Here is a 22599-nt window from a genome sequence, read left to right on the forward strand (position 1 = left end):
GACCTAGGCTCGCAGACGTGCGTTACTTCTACGACTGCGAGTTCATCGAGGACGGCCGCACGATCGATCTGGTGTCCATCGGGATCGTGGCGGAGGACGGGCGTGAATATTACGCCGTGTCCACGGAGTTCGATCCCGAGCGCGCGGGCACCTGGGTCCGCCGCAACGTCCTGCCGAAGCTCCCGCCGTTCTCGTCGCCGCTCTGGCGCTCGCGCAGCCGCATCCGCGACGACATTCTCGAGTTCGTGTCGGCGCCGCACGGCACCGTCGGACCGACCGTCGAGATGTGGGCCTGGGTGGCGGCGTACGACCACGTCGCGCTGTGCCAGCTGTGGGGTTCGATGACGGCGCTCCCGCGGATCATGCCGCGGTACACGCGGGAGTTGAAGCAGTACTGGGAGGAGCACGGGTCGCCCGCGCTGCCGCCGGTGCCGGACGACTCGCACGACGCGCTCGCCGACGCCCGGCACAATCTCGCGAAGTTCCGGGCCGTCGAGGCCGCGAGAGCGTGGTCCGGTCGGGAGTGACACACCGCTGGTCCCGGCCGTCGGAGCGGGCGACTACTCTGTACGCGTGAACTGGACTGTCGACGTTCCGATCGAACGCTTGCCCGAGCTTCCCCCGCTGCCCGAGTCGATGCGCGAGCAACTCGACGTGGCGCTGGCCAAGCCGGCGGCGCAGCAGCCCAGCTGGCCCGCCGATCAGGCGGAGGCCATGCGCAAGGTCCTCGAGAGCGTGCCGCCCATCACGGTCGCCAGCGAGGTCGAGGCGCTGTCGGAGAAGCTCGCGTCCGTCGCCCGCGGCGAGGCGTTCCTGCTGCAGGGCGGTGACTGCGCCGAGACCTTCGTCGACAACACCGAGCCCCACATCAAGGGCAACATCCGCACGCTGCTGCAGATGGCCGTCGTGCTCACCTACGGCGCGTCGATGCCCGTGGTGAAGGTCGCGCGCATCGCCGGCCAGTACGCCAAGCCCCGCTCCTCCGACGTGGACGCTCTGGGCCTGAAGTCCTACCGCGGCGACATGGTCAACTCCCTCGTGGCCGACGACGCCGTCCGCCAGCACGACCCGTCGCGCCTGGTCCGCGCCTACGCCAACGCCAGCGCCGCGATGAACCTGGTGCGCGCGCTCACCGGCGCCGGCATGGCCGACCTGCACAAGGTGCACGACTGGAACCGCGAGTTCGTGCAGAACTCGCCGGCCGGTGCCCGGTACGAGCAGCTCGCCTCCGAGATCGACAACGGTCTCAAGTTCATGGACGCGTGCGGCGTCACGGATCCGAACCTGCACCAGGCCACCATCTACGCCTCTCACGAGGCGCTCGTGCTCGATTACGAGCGCGCGATGCTGCGTCTGGACAACGACGACGAGCACGCCAAGCTCTACGACCTGTCGGCACACTTCCTGTGGATCGGCGACCGCACGCGGCAGCTGGACGGCGCGCACATCGCGTTCGCCGAGCTGGTCTCCAACCCCATCGGACTGAAGATCGGTCCCAGCACGACGCCCGAGATGGCCGTCGAGTACGTCGAGCGGCTCGACCCGACCAACAAGCCCGGCCGGTTGACGCTGATCTCGCGCATGGGCAACGGCAAGGTTCGGGACCTGCTGCCGCCCATCATCGAGAAGGTGCAGGCCACCGGTCACCAGGTCATCTGGCAGTGCGACCCCATGCACGGCAACACGCACGAGGCGTCCACCGGCTACAAGACGCGCCACTTCGACCGCATCGTCGACGAGGTCCAGGGCTTCTTCGAGGTGCACAACGAGCTCGGGACGCACCCGGGTGGCATCCACGTCGAGCTCACCGGTGAGAACGTCACCGAGTGCCTCGGCGGCGCCCAGGACATCTCGGACCTCGATCTGTCCGGACGGTACGAGACGGCCTGCGACCCGCGACTGAACACGCAGCAGTCCCTCGAGCTGGCCTTCCTCGTCGCGGAGATGCTGCGCGGCTGATCGCCGGAGCAGAACTCAGGGCAGCGCGGTCAGAGTGACCGTGCTGCCCTTCTGCACTCGGTCGCCCTGACCGGGCGACTGGGCGATGACGAGCGAGCGATCCGTCTGCGCGACCTGGCGCACCACCACGGTGAGCCCCAGGCGTTCGAGTTCCGACCGCGCCGAGCCGACGGTACGTCCGAGCATCGAGGGCACCTCCACGGCCGTCGACACCCGCAGCGTGACGGTCGATCCCGCGGTCACGGACGTGCCGCTCGCCGGGTCGGTCCCGATGACACGGCCACCGTCGACGTCCTCGTCGAAGACGGAGTCCACCGTCGCCACAGTGATGCCGACCCGATCGAGTTCTGCGCGCGCCTGCTGCTCCGTCTCGCCCCGGACGTCGGGAACGTCGACGGGGGGAGCGCCCTTGCTGGTCACCACCCGGACCTCGCTGCCCACCGGCAGGACCGTCCCGGGCGCGGGGTCGAGTGCAGCGACCGCACCGACGGGTGCGGCGCTGCTGAAGGCGTCACCGCCGTCCACGGGGACGAACGTCCGCTCCCGCAGTGCCGCCTCCACCGCGGTCGAGTCCGCGTTCCCGAGGGCCGGGACTGTGGGCCTGCCCTGAGAAACGAGAAGGGTCACGGTCTCGCCCCGGGCGATCCGTGACCCTGCGGGAGGATCGGTTCCGAGTAATCGGTCCACGGGATCGCTGTCGGTGTAGCGGCCCTCGACGGTCGCCGAGAGATCGGCCGCCTCGATGGCGGAGACGGCGGTGGATCGGTCGAGCCCGTCGATCGCCGGCACCGCGGTGAAGCGGCCGGACCCGGCCCACCAGCCGACGGTGCCGAGCAGGATCGCCACGATCACGACGATCGCGAGCCACGTGAGTGCGACTCGACGCGACCTGCGCTTGTCCGCGTCGAAGTCCGGGAACGCGAAGGCTTTCCGGTCCACCGGCTCGGCGGCGGTGGACCGCGGTTCGTCGGCGCCGCGGGGAGTCGCGGTGGTCACCATCCGCGTGTGCTGAACGCCGCCGGTGGACGGCTGCCCGCGGTCGGAGGCGGCGGAGAAGTCGTCCGCGGGGACCGACACGATCTCCGTCTCCGGAGTACGCGGAGCCTGCGGAGCGTAGGGGCGCGGAGCGTTCAGCGTCTCGGCGCTCAGATGCTCGGCCGACCGCGACGGGGACGGCACCCGGTAGTGGGGCAGAGCGAGGGTCCTGGTGACCGAGCGCACCGCGTCGCCCATCGTGCCGGCGTCGCGGAACCGCTCCTCGGGCCGCCGCGCCGTCGCGTCGCGCACCAGTGCGTCGAAGTGGGGCGGCACCCCTGCGATCACCGAGCTCGGCGGCGGAACGTCGTTCTCGATGCGCTGGTACGCGATCGAGAGGGAGGTGTCTCCCTGGAACGGCGTGCGTCCGGTCAGCAGTTCGAAGAGCAGGATGCCCGCCGAGTACACGTCGCTGCGCGCGTCGGCCGATCCGGTGGTCACCTGTTCGGGGGAGAGGTAGGCGGCAGTGCCGAGGATGACGCTGTTGGACGTCGTCGTCGACGCGGCCACGGCGCGCACCAGACCGAAGTCGGCGATCTTGACCTCGCCCGCGTCGGAGATCAGCACGTTCTCCGGTTTGACGTCGCGGTGCACGAGGCCACCGCGGTGCGCGACCGCGAGTCCGTCGAGTACGGGTTGGAGAACGGCGGCGACGGCGTGCGGGGGCATGGGACCGCGTTCGCGGAGCAACTCGCGCAGCGTGCCGCCCTCGACCAGTTCCATGACCAGGAAGGCGTGCTGACCGTCGCGACCGTGATCGTGGACGGCGACCAGACCCGGGTGGCTGAGCCGGGCGACCGCGCGCGCCTCGAACTCGAAGCGACGCACGAACTCGGGGTCGGCGGCGAACTGGGGGTCCATGATCTTGATGGCCACGGGCCGGTCCAGACGCAGGTCGAGACCCCGGTAGACCGTGGACATACCGCCGCGGGCGATCGGCGCGTCGACGCGGTAACGACGGTCCAGCAGCGCGCCGAGCAGCGACGGACCTGACGTTGTCACCTGCGTCCACTCTCCTGTCGTGTTCTCGCATCGATCGATGCCGATCATTCGATGGTAGCCAGTGTGACGGATGAGGTAGCAGTCACGTGTGCGGGAACACGGCGCGGGAAGCGGGCGTCGGCGAATTGTCCTGGCGGCGGGCCGTGACTACCTTTGACCGCGTGAGTGCCATTCCCTACTGCGACGACGTCCTGCCTGCCGACGAGGCCGTGATCGCGATTCCCGACGCCGCCGAGATCATGGGCGTCCCCGTGACGAAGCTCTACCAGATGGTGCGTGAGCACAAGCTGATCGCGGTGCGCCGCGATCGAGTGGTCTCGATCCCCGCGAAGTTCGTCGGCGAGGACGGCGAGCCGATCAAGTACCTCGCCGGTGCGATCGCGGTTCTGCTCGACGGCGGCTACAACCACCCGTCGATTCTGCGGTGGCTCTTCACCCCGGACGACAGTCTGCCGGGCATGCCGGCCGACGTGCTGCGCGGCGACCACGCCCGCGAGATCATCCGCCGCGCCCAGGCCATGGCCTTCTAGCGCTCGATCGGATCAGGCGGCGCGTGACCCGGGCCGCGGGAGCCGTTCTCCGGCTCTGACGAGAAGACCTCGACCGGCCGCGGTCGCGGCGACACGAGCGCGCCGAGGAGTGCCCACGCGAGAGCGGACGGACAACGACCGGTAACCGTCGTTCTCCACGGCTTCGAGGATGTCCTGGTACAGCGCGAACGCGACCCGGATGCCCTCGCGCGCCCGCGGTTCCAGCAGGGCGATGCCGGGCTCGGCGGTGCGGTAGAGCGCGCGGGTGGTGGCGATGATGTCGGCCAGAGCGCGGCGGACCCTCGGATCGACGGAGTCCGTACGGCGGCACCACCACAGCAGGTCCTCGTCGACGCCGTAGGCGGTGAGCACGTCGCCGGGCAGATAGATGCGGTCGCGCGCGAGATCCTCGCCCGCGTCGCGAACGAAGTTCGTGACCTGGAAAGCCTCGCCGAGAGCGGACGCCGTCGGGCGGGCCTCCTCGACCGGACACACGGTGCCGAGGATGGGGAGCATCTGCAGCCCGATCACGGCGGCGGAGCCGTACATGTACGTCGACAACTCGTCCATGGTGGCGTAGCGATCCTTGTAGATCGCCGAGTGCGGTACGTCCATGAGCATCGACGTCATGAAGGCTGTGAAGTACTCGGACGGGATGTCGTAGCGACGTGCGGTGTCGAACAGGGCCGCCAGGATCAGCTCGTTGCGCCGGTCGGGTCCGGGCGGGACCGACGTCGGCGGGGCGATGGTCGAGGCGAGACCCTCGTTCAGTCGCTCCTCGATGCGGGTGAGCAGCGCCAGGTCGAGTGCGACCGCCGTGTCGTCGCCGCGCTCGGCGATCATGTCGACGTCGATGATGTCGTCGACCATGCGTGCGAACGCGTACAGCGCGTGCACCGCGGGCCGACGGTCGGTCGGCAGCAGGCGGGTGGCGAGGAAGTACGTCTTGCCGTGTTCGGCCGCCACGTCCCGGCACAGCGCGTAGGCCTCGGGAAGATCGGTCACTCGGTCAACTCCTGGCTGGGCTGGTCCGGACGGGGCTGGTCCGGGCGGGCGGTCTCGGCGCGGACGCGCGGGGCCGGGACGAACGTGTTCTCGTGCTCCGGGTGTGTGACGGCCCGCAGGCGGAGGGGATCGACCGTCCGGAGCGACAGCGCGGCGACCACTGCGGCGAACGTCGCCAGCACGACGTGCGGGAACGTGTAGAGACCGATGGACCCGTCCGGCTGGAACACCAACATGAGCCAGGCGGACAGGCCCACCAGCACGGTCAAGGTGGTCGCCGACATGGTGAGACCTGCGGCGACGGCGAGAGGCCACGAGTAGTACCAGGGGAGAGCGGCCGGGGACAGGATCACGATGGCCACCAGCGACACGAGTATGCCCAGCAGTGCGCCGCGCTCCGAGTGGCGCGATCGCCACCACGCCGTGGCCAGGATCGCGGCCAGAGCCACCGCGCACAGCATCCTGGTCACCTCGAGCACGGGGCCGAGCCGAGCGCCCGTGAACCACCCGGTGAAGACCGTGACCAGGTGGGCGAGGATGGTCGGCAGCGAGAGCCAGTTGATGATCTTGGCCGAGCCCGAGAGCGCCGTCAGCCAGCCGATGCCGACGCCGGCCACCAGGGACGCGACGACGAACACCGCGACGAACACGGCGAAACCGATACCTGCGGTCTTCGCGAACACCAGCAGGACGTGCTGGCGTCGCGGCGGGTCACCACGCTCGGCCCGCGCCTCGTTCTCGGTGCGGAGCCGGTCGCGCTCGTGGAGCATCCAGATCCACACCAGGAAGGGCAGCGCGATACCCGCGGTGGCCTTGATCGCCACGGCGACCGCGACGAGCCCCATCCCGGCGACGTGGTGGCGGTCGAGGACGGCGGCGATGCCGGCCGTCATGAGACCGACCATGAGCATCTCGTTGTGGACGCCGCCGATCAGGTGGATCAGGACCAGGGGATTGAGCACGGCGAGCCACAGGGCCACGGCAGGATCCGCGCCGAAGTGTCGGGCGATGCGGGGAACTGCCCACATGGTGAGGGCGAGCCCCGGCAGCATGGTCAGGCGCAGGAGCATCGTCCCGGCGATCACGTTGTCGCCCGTGAGCGAGGTGATGCCCTCGCCCAGCAGGAGGAACAGCGGGCCGTAGGGCGCGGTGGTGGTGGTCCAGACGTTGCTCACGTTGTCCAGCAGCACACCGGGATTGGCGACGGGACCGACGGCGTACGGGTCGAACCCGTCCCGGAGGAGGGCGCCCTGTGCGAGATAGGAGTACGCGTCGCGGCTGAACATCGGGACCGCGAGCAGGAGCGGCGCGATCCAGAGCGGCACCACCCAACGCAGCTGCCGCACCGTGGTCCGGTGACCGAGAGTGGCGCGTCCGAGACGGACCCACGCGGCGATCATGAGCAGCACGCCGATCCACACCATGACGGTCGACAAGACGAGTCCGTGCCCGAAGCGGAGCCAGGACAGGTGCATCGCCTCGAGCAGCGGGTCACGACGGCGCACGGCACCCGAGCCGAAACCGCCGAAGGTGATGAGCGCGGACCCGGCCAGACCCACCAACGTGGCGCGGCCGGCGCGTCCGCCGAAGAACCGTCGTGTCGATCGCCACGACGACTCGTCGGTGGCGTCCGCGGCCCGGAGTGGGGAGGACGTCGTCATGTTCCTCCCCGGAAGACGCGACATGCCGGCGACCGTGCGGAAGCCGGGCTGAACTCACGTGAGTTTAGAGGCTCCGGACCGGAAGACGAACCGGCCCGCCGTCAGACGGCCACACGGGCCGAGCGACGCACGGACGGATCGATGCGTTCGGCGGCCAGTCGACCCGAGATCAACACCGTCGGCACACCCACTCCGGGGGTGGTGCCACACCCGGCGAGGACGACGTTGTCGATGCCCTTGACCAGGTTGCGGCGCCGGAACGGGCCGGTCTGGCGGAAGATGTGCGACGCCGAGAACGGGGTTCCCGCGACCATCCCCTGCGCGAGCCAGGTGGCCGGCGTGTCGATGTGGTCGATCTCGAGGTGCTCGGACACGCCGGTGTAACCGCGGCGATCCATCTCGAGCAGGATCTCCCGCACGTAGGGGTCGGTGATGGCGGACCAGTCCAACGGCGCGCTGTCGAGATTGGGGCAGGGCGCGAGGATCGAGATGGGCTCCTGCTCGACGCCGTCGTGCGTGACGCGCAGAGCCGGATCGGTCAGCGAGGTCCGGGTGATGAGCAACGACGGGTCCGACATGAGTGTGCCGCGCCCGCGCGAGGCGGTGAGCTCCTCGAACGTCTCGTTCCAGTTGTGCCCGAAGTCGATGACGTGGTGCGAGCGGGACGACCACCGCGCGGTGACGTCCACCGGCACGCGGCCGTGCACCACGACACAGGACGGTGACGCCCGGATCTTGCGGCGCACGGTGATGCCGGCGGTGGCGAGAAGGCGATCCGTCACCAGGAGATCCGGCGTGAGGATCAGGGAGTCGCACGTGTGCCGCTCGCCGTTCTCGGTCACCACCGCGCGAGCGCGGGTCCCGCCCTTCTCGATGGCGGCCACGCCGGTGGAGAGCAGCAGCGTGCCGCCCGCACTCACGAACGCGTCGGCCATCGCGTTCGCGATCGACTGCATTCCGCCGTCCGGGAACGACACACCCAACGACGTGTCCATGTGCGAGATCGCGGAGTAGACCCCGAGAGCTTTGGCGGGCGCGACACCGGCGTAGAGAGCCTGGAAGGTGAAGATGCGGCGCAGTCGCGGGTCGTCGATGAGCTTGTCGATCCGCTTTCCGAGTTTTCCGAACCCCCCGAGACGCAGCAGGGTCAGCGTGTTCGCTCGCGCCCTGCGCTCGCCCACGAGGTCGAGCGGTGAGTCGAAGTTGTCGTCGATGTAGCGGTCGAACTCCGCGTCGAACATCGATCCGATCCACGCGCGGAGCGTGCGGTAGCGCCGAGCCTCGTCCGACCCGCACTTCTCGCCGACCTCCGCGATCATCCGCTCGGGATCGGAGTGGACGTCGATGGTGGTGCCGTCGGCGAAACGGGTGTGGTACGCCGGATGCAACGGTGTCAGACGCAGGGGAGGCGTGGTGGACTCGCGGGTCGCACCCACGGCGGCGAGCGCCTGATCGATCAGGTCGGGCATCGTGAGAACGCTCGCGCCCGTGTCGATGCGGTAGCCCGGCGCCGCGACGGAACCCACCCGGCCGCCGACGGTGTCGGACTTCTCGATCACGGTGACCTCGCGACCGGTGCCGCGGAGGTGGAGCGCCGCGGCGAGGCCGGACAGACCGGCGCCCACGACGATCACGTGATCGGTGGGTCCGGACACGGTGGCATGCGTCATGAGGTTCTCCTGGTGGCGGTGTAGGCCATGGCCGTGAGCCGCCTCTTGGCGTCCTCGGTGACATCGGACGCGTTCAGCGCCGCCAGGGCGCTGTCGGTCAGTGTGGTGATGCGGCGCTCGACGTCGTCGACGGCACCGAGATCGATCATGTGCGCACGCAGGTCGTCGACGGCAGCCTCGGAGAGGTCCGTGCCGATTCCCGCGCGCAGAGCAGCCGCGGTGGCGGGATCGCGTTCGTCCGCCGCGTCCAGGGCTGCGGCGAGGAGCACCGTCCGCTTGCCCTCGCGCAGATCGTCGCCGGACGGCTTGCCGGTCACGGACGGATCCCCGAACACTCCCAGCAGGTCGTCCCGCAGCTGGAAGGCGATGCCGATGTCCGCACCGAACGTGCTGTAGACCTCCAGCAGGTCGGGGCCGGCGCCGGCGAGCGTGCCGCCGATGAGGAGAGGGCGTTCCACCGTGTAGGCCGCCGTCTTGTAGCGGTCGATCTGGAGCGCGGCCTCGACGGAATCGTCTCCACTGGCCTCCACGGCGATGTCGAGCAGCTGTCCGCCGAGCACCTCGGTGCGCATCGCGGACCACACCGGAGCGAGGCGTGCCGACGTGGCGGCTTCCAGTGCCGCCGCGCGGACGAGATCGTCGGCCCAGCAGAGCGCGATGTCGCCCAGCAGGATCGCGACCGACTCGCCGAACTTGTCCGAGTTCCCGCGCCACCCGGCCGCGCGGTGCCGTTCGGCGAAGGTGACGTGGACTGTGGGGAATCCGCGACGGGTCGAGGACGCGTCGATGATGTCGTCGTGCACCAGCGCGCACGCCTGGACGAATTCGAGGGCGGAGCACACGTCGAGGACGGCGTCGGCCTCGGCGGCGTGCGGATCGCCGCCCGCACCCAGGAAGCCCGTCCACGCGAAAGCGGGGCGGATCCGCTTGCCGCCGCGGAAGACGAAGGAGGTGAGCTCTGCCACGGCGTCGGTGTAGATGGGACCGACCGAGTCGACCGTGGCCTGTTGCGTCGCGACGAAATCGCGCAGGGACGTCTCGACCGCATCGACGAACGTCCCCAGCGGCCACTGATCACGGTCGTCCGCGGCGGACTCCACGTCGAGCGGTCGGTGGGCGGCGGGGCTGTGCGGTGCGGCGGACAGAGTTTCCTCCGGTGTTCGGGGCGGCGGACGGTGTCCGCGGGCAATCGGTCGGGATGCGGTCGGGTCGCGGGCGCAGCGTCCTGGCACCCCCGACTCTATCCGGGTATTCGGACACGGCGCCGGTGCGGACGACCTGGGGGCCCGAGCAGGTCGGCGCGGGAATCTATGCTGTGAGGCGTGACAGACGAATCCTCCCGCGCGCGGGTCAGCCGCACTCCGTCGGTGATCGACCGGTTGAATTCCGCGGCGCACGGGAGTGTTCCGTTCTCCGTCGAGTTCTCGCCTCCTCGCGACGAGGCCGCCGAGGACCGCCTGTGGCGTGCCGTGCGCACCTTCGAGCAGATGCATCCCGCCTTCGTGTCCATGACGTACGGGGCGGGCGGATCCACGCGTGATCGCACGGTGCGGGTCACCGGCGAGCTGGCGGAGGTCACCAACCTGCTGCCCGTGGCCCACCTCACGGCCGTGGGGCACAGCCGCACCGAGCTGCGCGCGATGGTCGGGGCCTACGCGGACCGCGGCATCTCCAACATTCTCGTGTTGCGTGGCGACCCTCCCGGCGATCCGCTGGGTCCGTGGGAGAAGCATCCGGACGGCGTCGAGTACGCGGAGGAACTGGTGCGGTTGGTCTGCGAGCTGGGCGACTTCCACGTCGGTGTCGCGTCGTTCCCCGAGGGACATCACCGCGCGCCCGATCTCGACCACGACACCCGCCATCTGGTCGCGAAACTGCGTGCGGGCGCCGAGTACTCGATCACCCAGATGTTCTTCGACGTCGAGGACTATCTCCGCCTGCGTGACCGTGTCGCCGCGTTCGATCCGGAGCAGGGCGCCAAGCCGATCATCCCCGAGATCATGCCCATCACGTCGCTGCGCAGCGTCAAGCGTGCGATGGAGCTGTCGGGATCTGCGCTGCCCGCATCCGTCGAGAAGCGCCTGTCCGCCGCGGCCGGGTCCGACCCGGACGAGAACCGGGCCGCCGTGCGCGCGGTGGGCATCGAGATCGCCACCGAGATGGGGGAGCGACTGATCGCCGAGGGCGCCCCCGGCCTGCACTTCATCACGCTGAACTTCGCGAAGGCCACCAGTGAGGTCGTCGGCAATCTCGGGCTCGCCCGCCCGGTTCCGGAGGGCACGGGTGGGATCGGTACCGGATCAGTGCCGGGTGGCCAGAACGCGCGACTTCCACACGAGAGTGCCCTGGCGGCGTCCCCGGTCCGATGAGGCCAACAGCGCCGAGCCCGCCGCGATGGACAGTGGGTGCAGCGCCGAGGTGACGACGTCGCGGGCCAGCGAGTCGTCGCTGCCCTCCGCGCGCCGCGCAGCGATGCGCGACACCCATCCCGCCAGGTACCCGGCGACTCCCCACCGGCGGGTCGATCCGCGCGCGGCCATCGCGATCGGTGGCAGGACCCATACGGCTGTGGCGATCGCCGAGACGGCGAGAGTGCCTGCAGCGCCGCCGAACTGGGACCAGAGCCACTTCGCGTGACCGGCACGCACCTGCGCGGCGTCGGTGTACATGCGGCACGTCGCGACTCGCCCGCCGTACGCCACTGCCGTCGGGAGACCGCGGGAGCGGACGTGCCGCACCAGCGTCAGATCGTCGGCCACCGCGAAGCGTGTGCACTCGTGTCCGCCGACCACGCGGTAGGACGGTGCGTCGAGCACGAGGAACTGCCCGTTGGCCACGCCCATCGACGGCCGACGGCCTCGATTGGCGGCCCGGACGAGGAGGGTCACCGACCACGACCACGACAGCAGAGGCTGGACGACCCGCTCGATCGTCGTCACCGCCGTCTCCGCGGGCCACGGGCAGAGCATGGCCACGTCGTGCTCGCGGAGAACGGACGCGGCGGCGTCCAGTGCGTCAGGATGCAATCGCACGTCCGCGTCGAGGAAGACGACGAGGGTCGGATCGGTGGTCGCGAGCGCGCGGCGGCCGAGGTCGAGGCAGGCGAGGGACTTGCCCATTCCCGGCGCGTCGGCCGGCTCGGTCGTGCGGCCCGCCAGGATCCGGAAACGCGGATCGTCACCCACGACGGCCCGGGCGACGTCCGCGGTCCCGTCGGACGAGTCGTCGTCCAGCACGAGCACGGTCATCGCGGACCGGGAGCGCTGAGCCAGCAGATCCCGCAGCAGGTCGGGGAGACGGTCTGCCTCGTCACGGGCAGGAATGCAGACCGTGATGCGCTCACCGGCCCGCACCGTCGCCGCGGACGAGGGCAGCACGCGGGGTGCGGTCGCTGCGTTGATCAGGGCGATGCCCGCGGTGGCGATCGAGGCGAGAGAGCCGACTCGGACCGCGTTCCGGGCTCGGCGCCGGGCGGTCACCGGCGGCCGGCCGACTCCGCATCGCGTCGGCGTCCGCCGGAAGCGTCGCGGGCGACGTAGGCCATGCCGCCGACGATGGCCGCGATACCCACGGTGACACCGAAGACGATGCCGGCCCACCCGGCGAAGCTGCGCGTGTTCGGATCCGAGTAGCGCACCTCGGCGCGCAGGGTGCTGCGCTCGCCGGCGGGGAGCTTCCAGGACACCACGTTGTCGCCCTCGCGGGCGCCGTTGGTGGTGGTGACACGAGCGGGGAAGGCGATGGTGAACTGCACGTCGCTGCCCTCGGCGGGTACGGAGCTCAGATCGACCTGGCCGGCGAGAGTGACGAGGTCACCCGCGCGGACCAGGGACAGCTGGTAGAGGCCGACCGACTGGTCGGACAGTGCCGCGAGCTGCTGCACGTCACCGAACGTGAGGTCGCTGAACAGCGCCTCGCTGCCGACGTACCCGTCCGAGTCGTACGGCTGCACCCGGATCTTGCTGCCCAGGCTGTCGGGGACCTCCATGCCCGGTCCGGTGTCACCCTCGGCCGTCGGCACCGTCGCGGCGACGATGCGGCCGGACACCCGGTCGTTCGAGGACACGCCCATGGACACCTGTGCCCGGAGGCACCCGGCCAGCAGCGGAACCGCCAGCAGGGCGAGCACGAGGACGGAGACCACGCGGCGCGGTACGGGAACGCGCGGCGACGTGCGAGGAGCAGCGGGGTGGGGCACAGCGGTCATCGTGCCAGGCCGCCGCGACACCGTCAGTGAACGGGTCGGTCGGCGCGGCGTGGCGCGTCGCGAGCGATGTCCGACCGGGGTCGGGACAGGGCGAGGAGGAAGGGGACACCGACGACGCCCATGGCGACGAGGCCGTACAGAGCGGACCAACCGAGGTCCGGCAGGAAGACCGCATGGGCGAGAGCGGAGCCGAGCCACGTCCACACGAACAGCCCCCACGGCACCAGCGGGCTCACCGTGGGCGTGCGCATCGGTGACCGCCCCAGGACCTCCATGGCGACGGCCATGAGCGCCGCGACGAGCAGCCATCCCACATAGTTGGTCCACGGGATGCCGTCGAGCCCGGGCAGGGGAGCGAAGGGACTGCACCAGGTCCACTGACCGTCGGCCACCATCTGAGGGTCGAGATACAGATCCCACCCCACGACGCCGACGGTCGTGAGTCCCACGCGGGTGAGCACCGGTCGGCGCATCCGCTGCGCGACGACGGTGGCGGCGCACCACACCGGGTACAGGCCGGCCGTCCAGGCGAACGGAACCACCACCGGCACGTGGGCCAGGGAGGGTCCGATGCGGTCCTGCGCGTACTCGTAGCACCCGAAGGGCATGCCGGTTCGCGTGCCGATGATCTCGGCCGTCAGACCGATCCCGGCGGTGAGCAGCACCATGAGCGTGGCCCACCCGGCCCCGCGTGCGCTCGCCGCGTGCGTGACGCAGGCGGCGGCGAGCAGAGCGACGACACAGAACGTCACGGCGTCCTTGACGCCGCCCGAGACGAGCGGGTAACTGATCTGCGCGAGGACGGCCGCGACGGCGAAGCCCACCGCGACGGGTGTGGCTCGCCCCGACGCGCGGAGAGTGTCTCCCGACCTCATCGGCGGCCCGGGAGAGCGGCGCCCAGACGCGACGCCACGCGCTTCAGAGGACTGCCCGCGCGTTCGGCGATCGCGAGCCGGGCGGCACTGCGGCCGCTGGATCCGGAGACACCGCCGCCGGGGTGCATCGAGGCGCCGGTCAGGAAGAACGACGGGGCTCCGGGCACGGTCATGTCCGCGAGCGCCGGCATGGGGCGCCACATCATCATCTGGTGCAGTGACATCTCGACGTGCATCACGTTGCCCCCGACGAGCCCGAGTTCCTGTTCGAGGTCCCACGGGGACTGGGTGTGCCGTTGCAGGATGCTGTCGGCGAAGCCGGGGGCGTACTTGTCCACCTCGGCGACGATCCGATCACCCTCCAGTTCCGCCACCTCGGGGCTGCCGCCTCGCCAGCTCCGACCGTCGGCCAGTCGGTACGGGTGCCACTGCGACCACAGCGAGACCTGGTGTTCGCCGGGCTTCGCGATCGATGGGTCGACCGCGCTGAAGCTCATGGCCAGCACCACCGGCGCCGGCGGGAGATCGCCTGCCGATGCCGCTCCGTGCGCCCGACGGAGCTGGGCCCGGTCGTGTACCAGCAGTTGCAGTCCGCGGCTGGACGACTCGACGCCGGGAGCGCCGGGATACTGCGGCAACGACGACGTCGATGCGCGGACCACCATGCCGATGCCCGGCCCCACGTCGATCTGCCGTCGCCACGACTCCGTCGTCGCCGTGTCGAAACCGCCGGCGTCGAGGAGGTCGAGCGTGGTCAGGATGTGGCACCCGGCGATGACCGTGCGTGCGCGCACCTCCTCGCCACTCGCGGTGCGGACCGACCATCCGTCTCCGACACGCGTGACCGACACGACGGCGTCACCGAGGGTGACGGTGCCTCCGTCGGCCTCGATCTTCGTCTGCAGCGCGACGCTCAGCGCGCCACTGCCGCCGACGGCGCGGCCGGGCGGGGTCGTGTGCATCAGAGCGTTGAAGGCCACCATCGGGGCCGTGCCGGGCTCGGACATCGGCGGACCGGACTGGGCGCCGAACCACGCGAGAGCCGCTTTCAGGCGCTCGCTGTCGAACCACCGGTTCAGAAGCGAGTCGCCCGACGCGAGGAACTCGCGGGACAGGGCCGCCGCACCGTCGCTCGCGTCCATGCCCCAGAAGGAGGACAGCAGAGCCCTCCCGGTGGGCGGACTCCCGAACGACGTCATGACACGTGCGCTGCGGGGCCCCCACAGTGCGACGAACGCGCGGTACGCGTCCGCGTCCTTGCGTCCGCACGCCGCCTCGATCGAGGCACAGGTGGCGTCCAGGTCCACGGAGAACACGATGCCCGGCTCGTCGGTGCCGGGCGGAGGCGGCGCGAACGCCCACGGGTCGCAGTCGAGATAGCGCAGGCCGTGATCGGCGAGACGCAACTCCTCGATGATGCCGGTCTGCCGGATCATGATGTGCGCGGACGAGCCCCGATCCACCTTGTGGCCGGGGAAGCGCTCGACCGTGGAGGCCGCGCCTCCGACGACGGTGTCTCGTTCGAGGACGCGGACGGACCATCCGGCATCGGTCAGGTAGGCGGCGGAGACGAGTGCGTTGTGACCCGATCCGACGACGGCGGCATCGATCACGTGGTCGGCCCCTCTTCTGTGGTGGTGTCGAGACCGAGTCCGGTCCCGGGTGTCAGGGGTAATTCGCGGCCGAGCACCGCGAAGGGTCGGGCGTCCCCGGCGAAGTGGAATCGGCGCACGACGTCCTGGAACCCCGTCCGCCGGTAGAGACGCCATGCTCGATTGTCCTCGCCGGTGACCTCGGGGGTGGAGAGCAGCACGGAACTCTCCCGGCGGCCCGCCATGAGGGCGAGCAGGAGCCGTTCGCCGAGACGGTGCCCCTGAGCCTCGGGGGAGACGTGCAGCTCGGTCAACTCGACGTAGTCCGAGAGGACCCGCTCGGCGTTCTCGGCGGACCACCCCGCTCGTCGCATCCCGTCGCGGACCTGCTGATGCCACCACTGATGTGGCGCTCCGCGATAGCAGTAGGCGATCGCCACCAGGTGGTCGTTGTGTGAGACTCCTCCCACCGCGCCCCACCCCGGCCGCAGGATGTGCTCCGCCCACATCGGCGCCCGATGCAACTCGGTTCCGCGCGGGTAGCCCATCGCGGCGACGTAGACGGACAGGGCTTCGGTCAACCGTCGGCGCATGTCCTGCGGGGTGAGTTCGATCAGACGAATGCCCTCGTCGGAGGGGCCGCCTCGGGCGTCGTGAACGGTACTCACCTCGATCCCTCGCATCGTGTCGGACGTCCGCGCTACAGTGAAGTCATCGAACACGCGTTCGAACGAATCGACCTCGGGTCGATCGGCCCGACCTCGGGTCGATCGCGCGAGACGGTCCGGAGAACATGTCCGACCTCCATGCTTACATCGCGCTCGATCGGCCCGCTCAGGGGAGTAACCGACAGGCCGACGGTGTTGAGAAGGACGTGGGACGCCGATCGGTTCACGTGTCGGAGAGGGAGGTAGCGCAATGGCTCGGAGCACGGGTGGTCACACTGCGGCACGCCGCAGCTCTGCAGACCGCACGGAGGGTGGTGAGACGATGACGAACGGCACGGTGGTCTCGTTCGACGCCTCCGCGGCGCCGTCGCGCACGCACGCCCGCGCCCGCATGTTGCTGCGTCGCGCGGACGCCATTCTCGGTGACGCGGCCGGTGCACCGTCGGCGGCCGACATGTTCCTCGAGTCCTACGTCGCCGCGTTGCGCGGTGCCGGCGCCCTGCTCGACGCGGTCGATCCGGTGCCCAAGCGTGGGGCGTCCCGCAGCGCCTGGGTGCGCATGCGGACGGCTGCGCCGGAGTTCACGGAGTGGGCGTCGTACTTCGCCGCGTATTCCACGCTGCGTGCGTCCATCGAGGCGGGCTCGGCCGATCGGCTCGACGCGGCCGAGGCGGACGAGTTCTTCTCGCAGGTGGGACGCTTTCTGCACCGCGTCGAGGACCGTGTGACCTCGCGGTCCGACGCGGTCGCGGTGCCCGCGTAGACCTGGTCGCCACCACGGAGCGACTTTTTCTCGCATACTGGTGGTGCAGGTAGGTGGCTCGCCGCCGATTCTGCTCGTATCATCGACAACAGGTAGCCGGACCGATCGGCTACCTCTCACTTCTGGCCAAGAAGTGAGAGCCACCATCCAGTGCCGGGGGAGGTACCGTGCCACTCTCCGAGCACGAGCAGCGCATGCTCGACCAGATCGAGAGCGCTCTCTATGCCGAGGACCCCAAGTTCGCGTCGACCGTGCGCGGCGGACGGATTCGAGCCGCATCCACGCGGCGTCGTTTTCAGGCCGTCGCTCTGTTCGTGATCGGCCTCATTCTGCTCATTGCAGGCGTGGCCCTCCCGTTCAAGCCCGGTGGATTCCCGATCATCAGTCTCGTCGGCTTCGTGTTCATGTTCGGCTCCGGCGTTCTGCTCTTGCTGCGCAAGCCCTCCGCGCCCCAGTCCGAGCAGTCCGAGGGCGACAACCCGCCGGCACCGGGAAGCGGCCCGCGCCGTTCCGGTTCCGCACCGCGCCGAGGTCCTCGCAAGGGATTCTCCTCGCGGATGGAGGATCGTTTCAAGCGACGGTTCGACCAGGAATGAGAGAGACCGGAGCGGTCACATCGATCGCTCCGATTCTCGCGTGAGGGGCATCACGCCTCTCACACCGATGCTGTGACACATCAGCGCGGCACCCACCACGGGTGCCGCGCTGATGCCGTTCAGGGCCCCGTGGGTGTCGATCCCCCCACCGCGCCCCACCGAGGGTGGTCTCGGCCCCTGGATCCCCACCACGCCCCACCCGGCACCCCTGGCGACTCTGCCGCGCGCGGTCACCCGGGCCCGTGACGCGCGAACGTGCCGTTCGACCTGCAATTATCCGGTTCACGGGGGTCGCGGAACGGTGGGGGACACCTCCACCACGCGCACGTGGGTCCTCCCGCCGCCGGACCGACTTCGCTGCTCTTTGTGCGTGCGACCTGGCCCTTTAGTGACGAGTCACTGAAATGTTCCGCCGTGTCGATTGAATGTGGGGGAAAGTGGGGTAATGTGGCGGACAGCGGGGATCGATGGAGTCCCGCGAACTGCACGACACAGGGTCGAGGAGGTGCCGAGTGTTTCTCGGTACCTACACGCCCAAGCTCGATGACAAGTTTCGACTGACGTTGCCGGCGAAGTTTCGCGAAGACCTGGCGGGAGGAGTGATGGTGAGCAAAGGGCAGGACCACAGCCTGGCCATCTACCCCCGTGACGTGTTCGCGGAGCGGGTGGCGAAGCTGTCGAAGGCCTCGCGGTCGAACCCGCAGGCGCGCGCGTACATCCGCAACCTCGCGGCCGGTACGGACGAGCAGCGGCCGGATTCGCAGGGTCGCATCACCATCGGGTCCTCGCACCGCGAGTACGCGGCGCTGTCGAAGGACTGCGTCGTCATCGGCTCGATGGATCATCTCGAGCTGTGGGACGCCGCGTCGTGGGAGCGGTACTCGCAGGAGCACGAAGAAGATTTCTCGCAGGCAGTGGACGAATCGCTCATGGACATGTTGTAGCCACACCCGGCCGGCGGCGAGTGCCGCGTGGCCTCTGCCCGAACCGGGCCTTGACGTACTTCCCCAACGCCAAGTACCGGTCGGACCCTGACGTACTTCCCCAACGCCAGGTTCCACTGTCGGACAGAGACCTCGACGCACTCACCGCTCCACCTGGCACGACACACAGCTCGAATGCGAATCAGGCGGGAGATCACCACCATGGCGGAGGACGAGCAGGCATCCGCCTCGCCTTTCTCGCACGTTCCGGTCCGCCTTCCTCGGGCCGACGAACTTCTCGGACCGGCGTTCGTCGCCGCTGCTGCGAACGACCGCGATCCCGTCTACATCGACGCCACTCTCGGCCTCGGCGGTCATGCCGAACACTTCCTCACCGCGTATCCGCGGTTGCGTCTCGTCGGTCTCGACCGCGACCCGGACGCGTTGGCCATGGCCGGAGAACGGCTGGCTCCCTTCGGTGACCGCGTCTCGCTGGTCGCGACCACGTACGACGGTATCGAGGACGCGCTGGCGTCGGTCGGCCTCGGCGCGACGGACAGCGTCGACGGGATCCTCTTCGATCTCGGCGTCTCGTCGATGCAGCTCGACTCCACCGATCGTGGCTTCGCCTACTCCGTGGACGCACCGCTCGACATGCGGATGGATCCCACGACGGGTCGGACCGCCGCGGACATCCTCAACACCGCGTCGCACGGTGAGATCGCCCGCATCCTCAGCACGTACGGCGAGGAACGCTTCGCCGGCCGCATCGCCTCGGCGATCCTGCGCCGCCGGGAGACGGAACCGTTCGTCACCAGCGGGCCTCTCGTCGAACTGCTCTACGCGAGCATCCCGGCCGCGACGCGTCGCACCGGCGGACATCCGGCGAAGCGGACCTTCCAAGCACTGCGGGTCGCGGTGAACGAGGAACTCGACTCGTTGCGAGACGCCATCGCACCGGCTCTCGACTCGCTGGTCGTCGGGGGACGCATCGTCTTCATGTCGTACCAGTCGCTCGAGGACCGCGTGGTCAAGCAGGAGCTGACACCGCGCACCCGGTCCACCACTCCGGAGGGGCTCCCGATGGAGCTGCCGGGAAGCGGACCCGAGTTCCGGCTGCTCACTCGCGGCGCCGAGAAGGCCTCGCAGGACGAGATCGACGACAACCCCCGCGCGGCTCCGGTCAGACTGCGCGGCGCAGAACGCATTTCCAGGAGGTCGTCATGAGTGTTCCGGTGGACGTGACCGGATCGGACGGCAACCGCCGCGCCGGGTCCTCGCTCGAGACGGTGCGCGCACCGCGGCCTCCCGCTCGCACGGGCGCGGCCAAGCGCGCGTACGACAAGCGTCGCCAGCGTGCGATGTCCCACGAGTCCGACCCGCGCGCGCAACGACCCACCCGACCCGTCGCGGCTCGGATCCCGTTCGTGGCCAGCATCATCGGGCTCCTCGCCATCGGACTCGCCTCGACACTGCTGTTGAGCACACGCGCTGCGGAGGACTCGTACCTGCTCAGTGCGGGGCGTGCCACCAACCAGGAGCTGACGGAACGGGCCGCCGCGCTGCAACGTGACGTGGAGACCGCGAACTCGGCTCCCGAGCTGGCCCGTCGCGCGACCGCACAGGGAATGATCCCGACGAAGGACGTTCCGCGACTGGTGGTCCTGCCGGACGGCGTCGTCCAGGTGATCGGTACGCCGGCACCGGCCGCCGGTCCACCGGCTCCCGACTTCGCGGCCGCCACCCCGTCGGGCGGTGCGGCGACTCCGAGTGCGCGCCCCGGGGCACCCGCGTCCGGCGGGGAGGCGCTCACACCCGTCGGGCGCCCGGGTACCTCGCCGAGTGCGTCCGCGACCCCGACCACGTCGGCACCGGCAGCATCCACCACGCCGGCCCCCACGACGTCCGCACCCGCGGCACCGACGACCACGCCAGTGCCGGAGAATGCTGCGCCGCAGCCTCTTCCGGCTCCCGCCGCCGCGGTGGGCGAGCAGCAGGTACCCATCGCAGGAGGCGCTCGGTGACCACTCGACAGCCGTACCGGAGCACTGGCCGCGACCACGGCGACCCACGCGCTCGGCCGGCCACCGGCTCCGGTCCTCGCGGTCCTCGTCCGCCGCGTCGACAGGGTCCACGCAAGTCCGAGACGTTCGACTTCCGGTTCCGCTACGGCCGTTTCGCGATGTTCGCGATCCTGGGCGTCGCGACGCTGCAGTTGCTGTGGATCCAGGGCATCGACGCCCCGTCGCTGTCGGCGCAGTCGGCCAGTCAGCGCACCACCACCATCGTCGATCCGGCGACACGAGGGTCCATCACGGACCGGGACGGCAATCCCATCGCGTTCACGATGGAGGCGAAGGCGCTGACCTTCCAGCCGCAGCGAGTGCGTGTGGAGCTCGAGGAGGCGAAGGCGAAGGACGACACGAAGCCGGATCCGGACGATCGCATCCGCGAGGTCGCTGCCGGTGTCCACGGCATCCTGGGCGACCTGGTGTCGGAGAAGGACCTTCTCGACAAGATGACCGGATCCTCGTCGTTCGAGTACCTCGTGCGCAGCATCGATCCCGCCGTCGCGGCGACCATCGCCGAGCAGTACCCCGAGGTCGGCCTCGAGCGGCAGGACATCCGCGAGTACCCGGGTGGGGCGCTCGCCGCCAACATCGTCGGGGCGACCGGCTGGGACGGCCACGGCCTGCTCGGCCTCGAGGACTCCCTCGACCCGGTGTTGGCCGGTACCGACGGCTCCCGCACCTACGACCGCGGCAGCGACGGCGCGGTGATTCCCGGTAGTTGGCGCGACCAGCAACCCGCCATCGACGGCTCGAACGTGGAGCTGACGCTCGACAGCGACATCCAGTACTACGTTCAGCAGCAGGTCCAGCAGGCCAAGGATCTGTCGGGCGCCAAGAACGCGTCGGCCGTCGTCCTGGACTCGCACACCGGCCAGGTGCTGGCCATGTCGAACGACGGCACCTTCGACCCGGCCATCGGCGTGGGCAACAACTCGCCGACGGCGCAGATGGGCAACCTCGCGGTGTCCAGCCCGTTCGAGCCGGGATCGGTGAACAAGATCGTCACGGCGGCGGCCGCCGTCGAGGACGGTCTGACGAACCCCGACGAGGTGCTGCAGGTTCCCGGCAGCATCACGATGTCCGGTGCGACGGTCAAGGACGCCTGGGATCACGGCGTCGCGCCGTACACGACCACCGGTGTGTTCGGTAAGTCCTCCAACGTGGGCACGCTGATGCTCGCGCAGCGGGTCGGCGAGGATCGCTACGCGGACATGCTGGACAAGTTCGGGCTGGGACAGCGCACCGACGTGGGCCTGCCCGGCGAGAGTGCCGGCAGTGTCCCGGCCCGCGACCAGTGGTCCGGCGGCACGTTCGCGAACCTCCCGATCGGGCAGGGCCTGTCCATGACCCTGCTGCAGATGACCGGTATGTACCAGGCGATCGCCAACGACGGCGTGCGCATCCCGCCGCGCATCGTGTCGGCGACCGTCGGCAAGGACGGTCAGCGCACCGCGGAGCCGCAGCCCGAGGGCGTGCCGGTGGTCAGTGCCGACACCGCGCGCACCGTGCGCGACATGTTCCGGGCCGTCACGCAGAACGACACCGGCAACCAGCGCGGCACCGGTGTCGCCGCCGGTATCGAGGGATACCAGGTCAGTGGCAAGACCGGCACCGCGCAGCAGGTCGATCCGGAGTGCAAGTGCTACTCCAACTCGAACTACTGGATCACCTTCGCCGGCATCGCGCCGGCGGACGATCCGCGCTACGTGATCGGCATCATGCTCGACGCCCCGACCCGCAGCTCCGACGGATCGGGCGGGCAGTCCGCCGCTCCGCTGTTCCACTCGATCGCGTCCTGGATGCTGCAGCGTGACGCGGTGCCGCTCTCGCAGGAAGGTCGTCGGCTCCTCCTGCAGGCGGACTGATCCGTCGACGGTGCAGGGCGTTCACCTGCACCGGGGCGGACTTCGCCATGGCACGTCTCGTGGCGTGCCGACTCGCCGGTAATCTGATGCGTCGGCCGCCGACCACCGGTCGGCGGCACTCGCATGTTCGGCGCCGAGGCAGTCACCGCACCGGCCCGAACACCCACCGTCCGCCC

Annotated in this window: 20 protein-coding genes; 10 read left to right on the plus strand and 10 right to left on the minus strand. The window is 69.9% G+C overall.

The features are described from left to right. Positions 1 to 17 precede the first annotated feature (17 nt). Entirely contained in the window at positions 18 to 527 is a 510-nt protein-coding gene (locus tag HQ306_RS08575) for a polyadenylate-specific 3'-exoribonuclease AS (RefSeq protein WP_027505830.1), read from the plus strand. A gap of 46 nt (positions 528 to 573) precedes the next feature. Continuing rightward, positions 574 to 1959, plus strand: coding sequence for a class II 3-deoxy-7-phosphoheptulonate synthase (locus tag HQ306_RS08580; RefSeq protein WP_027505831.1), 1386 nt, complete (start codon positions 574 to 576; stop codon positions 1957 to 1959). 15 nt (positions 1960 to 1974) lie between these two features. Here the strand turns inward: HQ306_RS08580 and pknB are convergent, their stop codons facing one another. Continuing rightward, complete coding sequence (pknB, locus tag HQ306_RS08585; RefSeq protein WP_308115556.1) at positions 1975 to 3996, minus strand: Stk1 family PASTA domain-containing Ser/Thr kinase; 2022 nt, start codon at positions 3994 to 3996, stop codon at positions 1975 to 1977. Positions 3997 to 4157: 161 nt separating this feature from the next. On the opposite strand from pknB, the gene HQ306_RS08590 reads away from it, so the two are divergent. Continuing rightward, positions 4158 to 4526, plus strand: coding sequence for an Rv2175c family DNA-binding protein (locus HQ306_RS08590; RefSeq protein ID WP_027505833.1), 369 nt, complete (start codon positions 4158 to 4160; stop codon positions 4524 to 4526). 12 nt (positions 4527 to 4538) lie between these two features. Here the strand turns inward: HQ306_RS08590 and HQ306_RS08595 are convergent, their stop codons facing one another. From HQ306_RS08595 to HQ306_RS08610, 4 genes are all read right to left on the minus strand, one after another. Then, positions 4539 to 5531, minus strand: coding sequence for a phytoene/squalene synthase family protein (locus tag HQ306_RS08595; RefSeq protein WP_222630567.1), 993 nt, complete (start codon positions 5529 to 5531; stop codon positions 4539 to 4541). Continuing rightward, a complete protein-coding gene (locus HQ306_RS08600) occupies positions 5528 to 7192 on the minus strand; it encodes an alpha-(1->6)-mannopyranosyltransferase A (protein ID WP_222630569.1) in 1665 nt (554 codons plus the stop codon). Before HQ306_RS08600 ends, HQ306_RS08595 begins: the two co-directional genes overlap by 4 nt. A gap of 101 nt (positions 7193 to 7293) precedes the next feature. Then, a complete protein-coding gene (gene crtI / locus HQ306_RS08605) occupies positions 7294 to 8862 on the minus strand; it encodes a phytoene desaturase family protein (RefSeq protein ID WP_222630576.1) in 1569 nt (522 codons plus the stop codon). Continuing rightward, positions 8859 to 9962 (minus strand): polyprenyl synthetase family protein, encoded by a 1104-nt coding sequence (locus HQ306_RS08610; RefSeq protein WP_222630578.1) that lies wholly within the window; start codon positions 9960 to 9962, stop codon positions 8859 to 8861. Before HQ306_RS08610 ends, crtI begins: the two co-directional genes overlap by 4 nt. A 222-nt stretch (positions 9963 to 10184) precedes the next feature. Between HQ306_RS08610 and HQ306_RS08615 the strand changes: the two genes are divergently transcribed. Further along, positions 10185 to 11231 (plus strand): methylenetetrahydrofolate reductase, encoded by a 1047-nt coding sequence (locus HQ306_RS08615; protein ID WP_081821267.1) that lies wholly within the window; start codon positions 10185 to 10187, stop codon positions 11229 to 11231. On the opposite strand, the gene HQ306_RS08620 is transcribed toward HQ306_RS08615, so the two are convergent. From HQ306_RS08620 to HQ306_RS08640, 5 genes are read right to left on the minus strand one after another with little or no spacing between them, the layout of a single operon-like run. Next, on the minus strand, positions 11163 to 12341 hold the full coding sequence (locus tag HQ306_RS08620) for a glycosyltransferase family 2 protein (protein WP_222630580.1): 1179 nt from the start codon (positions 12339 to 12341) through the stop codon (positions 11163 to 11165). The two genes, HQ306_RS08615 and HQ306_RS08620, sit on opposite strands and share 69 nt — an antisense overlap. Further along, the gene (locus HQ306_RS08625) at positions 12338 to 13069 is read right to left on the minus strand and encodes a DUF3153 domain-containing protein (protein WP_222630582.1); all 732 of its coding nucleotides are present in this window, start codon (positions 13067 to 13069) and stop codon (positions 12338 to 12340) included. Before HQ306_RS08625 ends, HQ306_RS08620 begins: the two co-directional genes overlap by 4 nt. Positions 13070 to 13092: 23 nt before the next feature. Then, a complete protein-coding gene (locus HQ306_RS08630) occupies positions 13093 to 13944 on the minus strand; it encodes a carotenoid biosynthesis protein (protein ID WP_051613369.1) in 852 nt (283 codons plus the stop codon). Beyond that, complete coding sequence (locus HQ306_RS08635; protein WP_051613370.1) at positions 13941 to 15557, minus strand: NAD(P)/FAD-dependent oxidoreductase; 1617 nt, start codon at positions 15555 to 15557, stop codon at positions 13941 to 13943. The genes HQ306_RS08630 and HQ306_RS08635 overlap by 4 nt, the downstream gene beginning before the upstream one ends. Beyond that, positions 15554 to 16129, minus strand: coding sequence for an N-acetyltransferase (locus HQ306_RS08640; protein WP_261769490.1), 576 nt, complete (start codon positions 16127 to 16129; stop codon positions 15554 to 15556). The genes HQ306_RS08635 and HQ306_RS08640 overlap by 4 nt, the downstream gene beginning before the upstream one ends. A 397-nt stretch (positions 16130 to 16526) precedes the next feature. Between HQ306_RS08640 and HQ306_RS08645 the strand changes: the two genes are divergently transcribed. From HQ306_RS08645 to HQ306_RS08670, 6 genes are all read left to right on the plus strand, one after another. Next, positions 16527 to 16967 (plus strand): SAV_6107 family HEPN domain-containing protein, encoded by a 441-nt coding sequence (locus HQ306_RS08645; protein WP_231476320.1) that lies wholly within the window; start codon positions 16527 to 16529, stop codon positions 16965 to 16967. A gap of 167 nt (positions 16968 to 17134) precedes the next feature. Further along, positions 17135 to 17563, plus strand: a complete 429-nt coding sequence (locus HQ306_RS08650; RefSeq protein ID WP_222630586.1) for a DUF3040 domain-containing protein — start codon at positions 17135 to 17137, stop codon at positions 17561 to 17563. 512 nt (positions 17564 to 18075) lie between these two features. Then, positions 18076 to 18507 (plus strand): division/cell wall cluster transcriptional repressor MraZ, encoded by a 432-nt coding sequence (gene mraZ, locus HQ306_RS08655; protein ID WP_027505841.1) that lies wholly within the window; start codon positions 18076 to 18078, stop codon positions 18505 to 18507. A 201-nt stretch (positions 18508 to 18708) separates the two neighbouring features. Then, positions 18709 to 19713 (plus strand): 16S rRNA (cytosine(1402)-N(4))-methyltransferase RsmH, encoded by a 1005-nt coding sequence (gene rsmH, locus HQ306_RS08660; RefSeq protein ID WP_222631424.1) that lies wholly within the window; start codon positions 18709 to 18711, stop codon positions 19711 to 19713. Further along, complete coding sequence (locus HQ306_RS08665; protein WP_261769352.1) at positions 19710 to 20510, plus strand: hypothetical protein; 801 nt, start codon at positions 19710 to 19712, stop codon at positions 20508 to 20510. Before rsmH ends, HQ306_RS08665 begins: the two co-directional genes overlap by 4 nt. Next, positions 20507 to 22423 (plus strand): penicillin-binding protein 2, encoded by a 1917-nt coding sequence (locus HQ306_RS08670; protein ID WP_082544520.1) that lies wholly within the window; start codon positions 20507 to 20509, stop codon positions 22421 to 22423. Before HQ306_RS08665 ends, HQ306_RS08670 begins: the two co-directional genes overlap by 4 nt. Positions 22424 to 22599: the final 176 nt, after the last annotated feature.

Origin of the sequence: Rhodococcus sp. BP-160 (assembly GCF_019836205.1) — a bacterium.
GTDB lineage: Bacteria > Actinomycetota > Actinomycetes > Mycobacteriales > Mycobacteriaceae > Rhodococcoides.

What these genes read in the sequence shown, in the direction of transcription:
- crtI (WP_222630576.1), bottom strand. Translation starts at nt 8,862, where the DNA reads ATGACGCATGCCACCGTGTCCGGACCCACCGATCACGTGATCGTCGTG.
- HQ306_RS08665 (WP_261769352.1), top strand. Translation starts at nt 19,710, where the DNA reads ATGAGTGTTCCGGTGGACGTGACCGGATCGGACGGCAACCGCCGCGCC.
- HQ306_RS08600 (WP_222630569.1), bottom strand. Translation starts at nt 7,192, where the DNA reads ATGACGACGTCCTCCCCACTCCGGGCCGCGGACGCCACCGACGAGTCG.
- HQ306_RS08630 (WP_051613369.1), bottom strand. Translation starts at nt 13,944, where the DNA reads ATGAGGTCGGGAGACACTCTCCGCGCGTCGGGGCGAGCCACACCCGTC.
- rsmH (WP_222631424.1), top strand. Translation starts at nt 18,709, where the DNA reads ATGGCGGAGGACGAGCAGGCATCCGCCTCGCCTTTCTCGCACGTTCCG.
- HQ306_RS08625 (WP_222630582.1), bottom strand. Translation starts at nt 13,069, where the DNA reads ATGACCGCTGTGCCCCACCCCGCTGCTCCTCGCACGTCGCCGCGCGTT.
- HQ306_RS08640 (WP_261769490.1), bottom strand. Translation starts at nt 16,129, where the DNA reads ATGCGCCGACGGTTGACCGAAGCCCTGTCCGTCTACGTCGCCGCGATG.
- HQ306_RS08645 (WP_231476320.1), top strand. Translation starts at nt 16,527, where the DNA reads ATGACGAACGGCACGGTGGTCTCGTTCGACGCCTCCGCGGCGCCGTCG.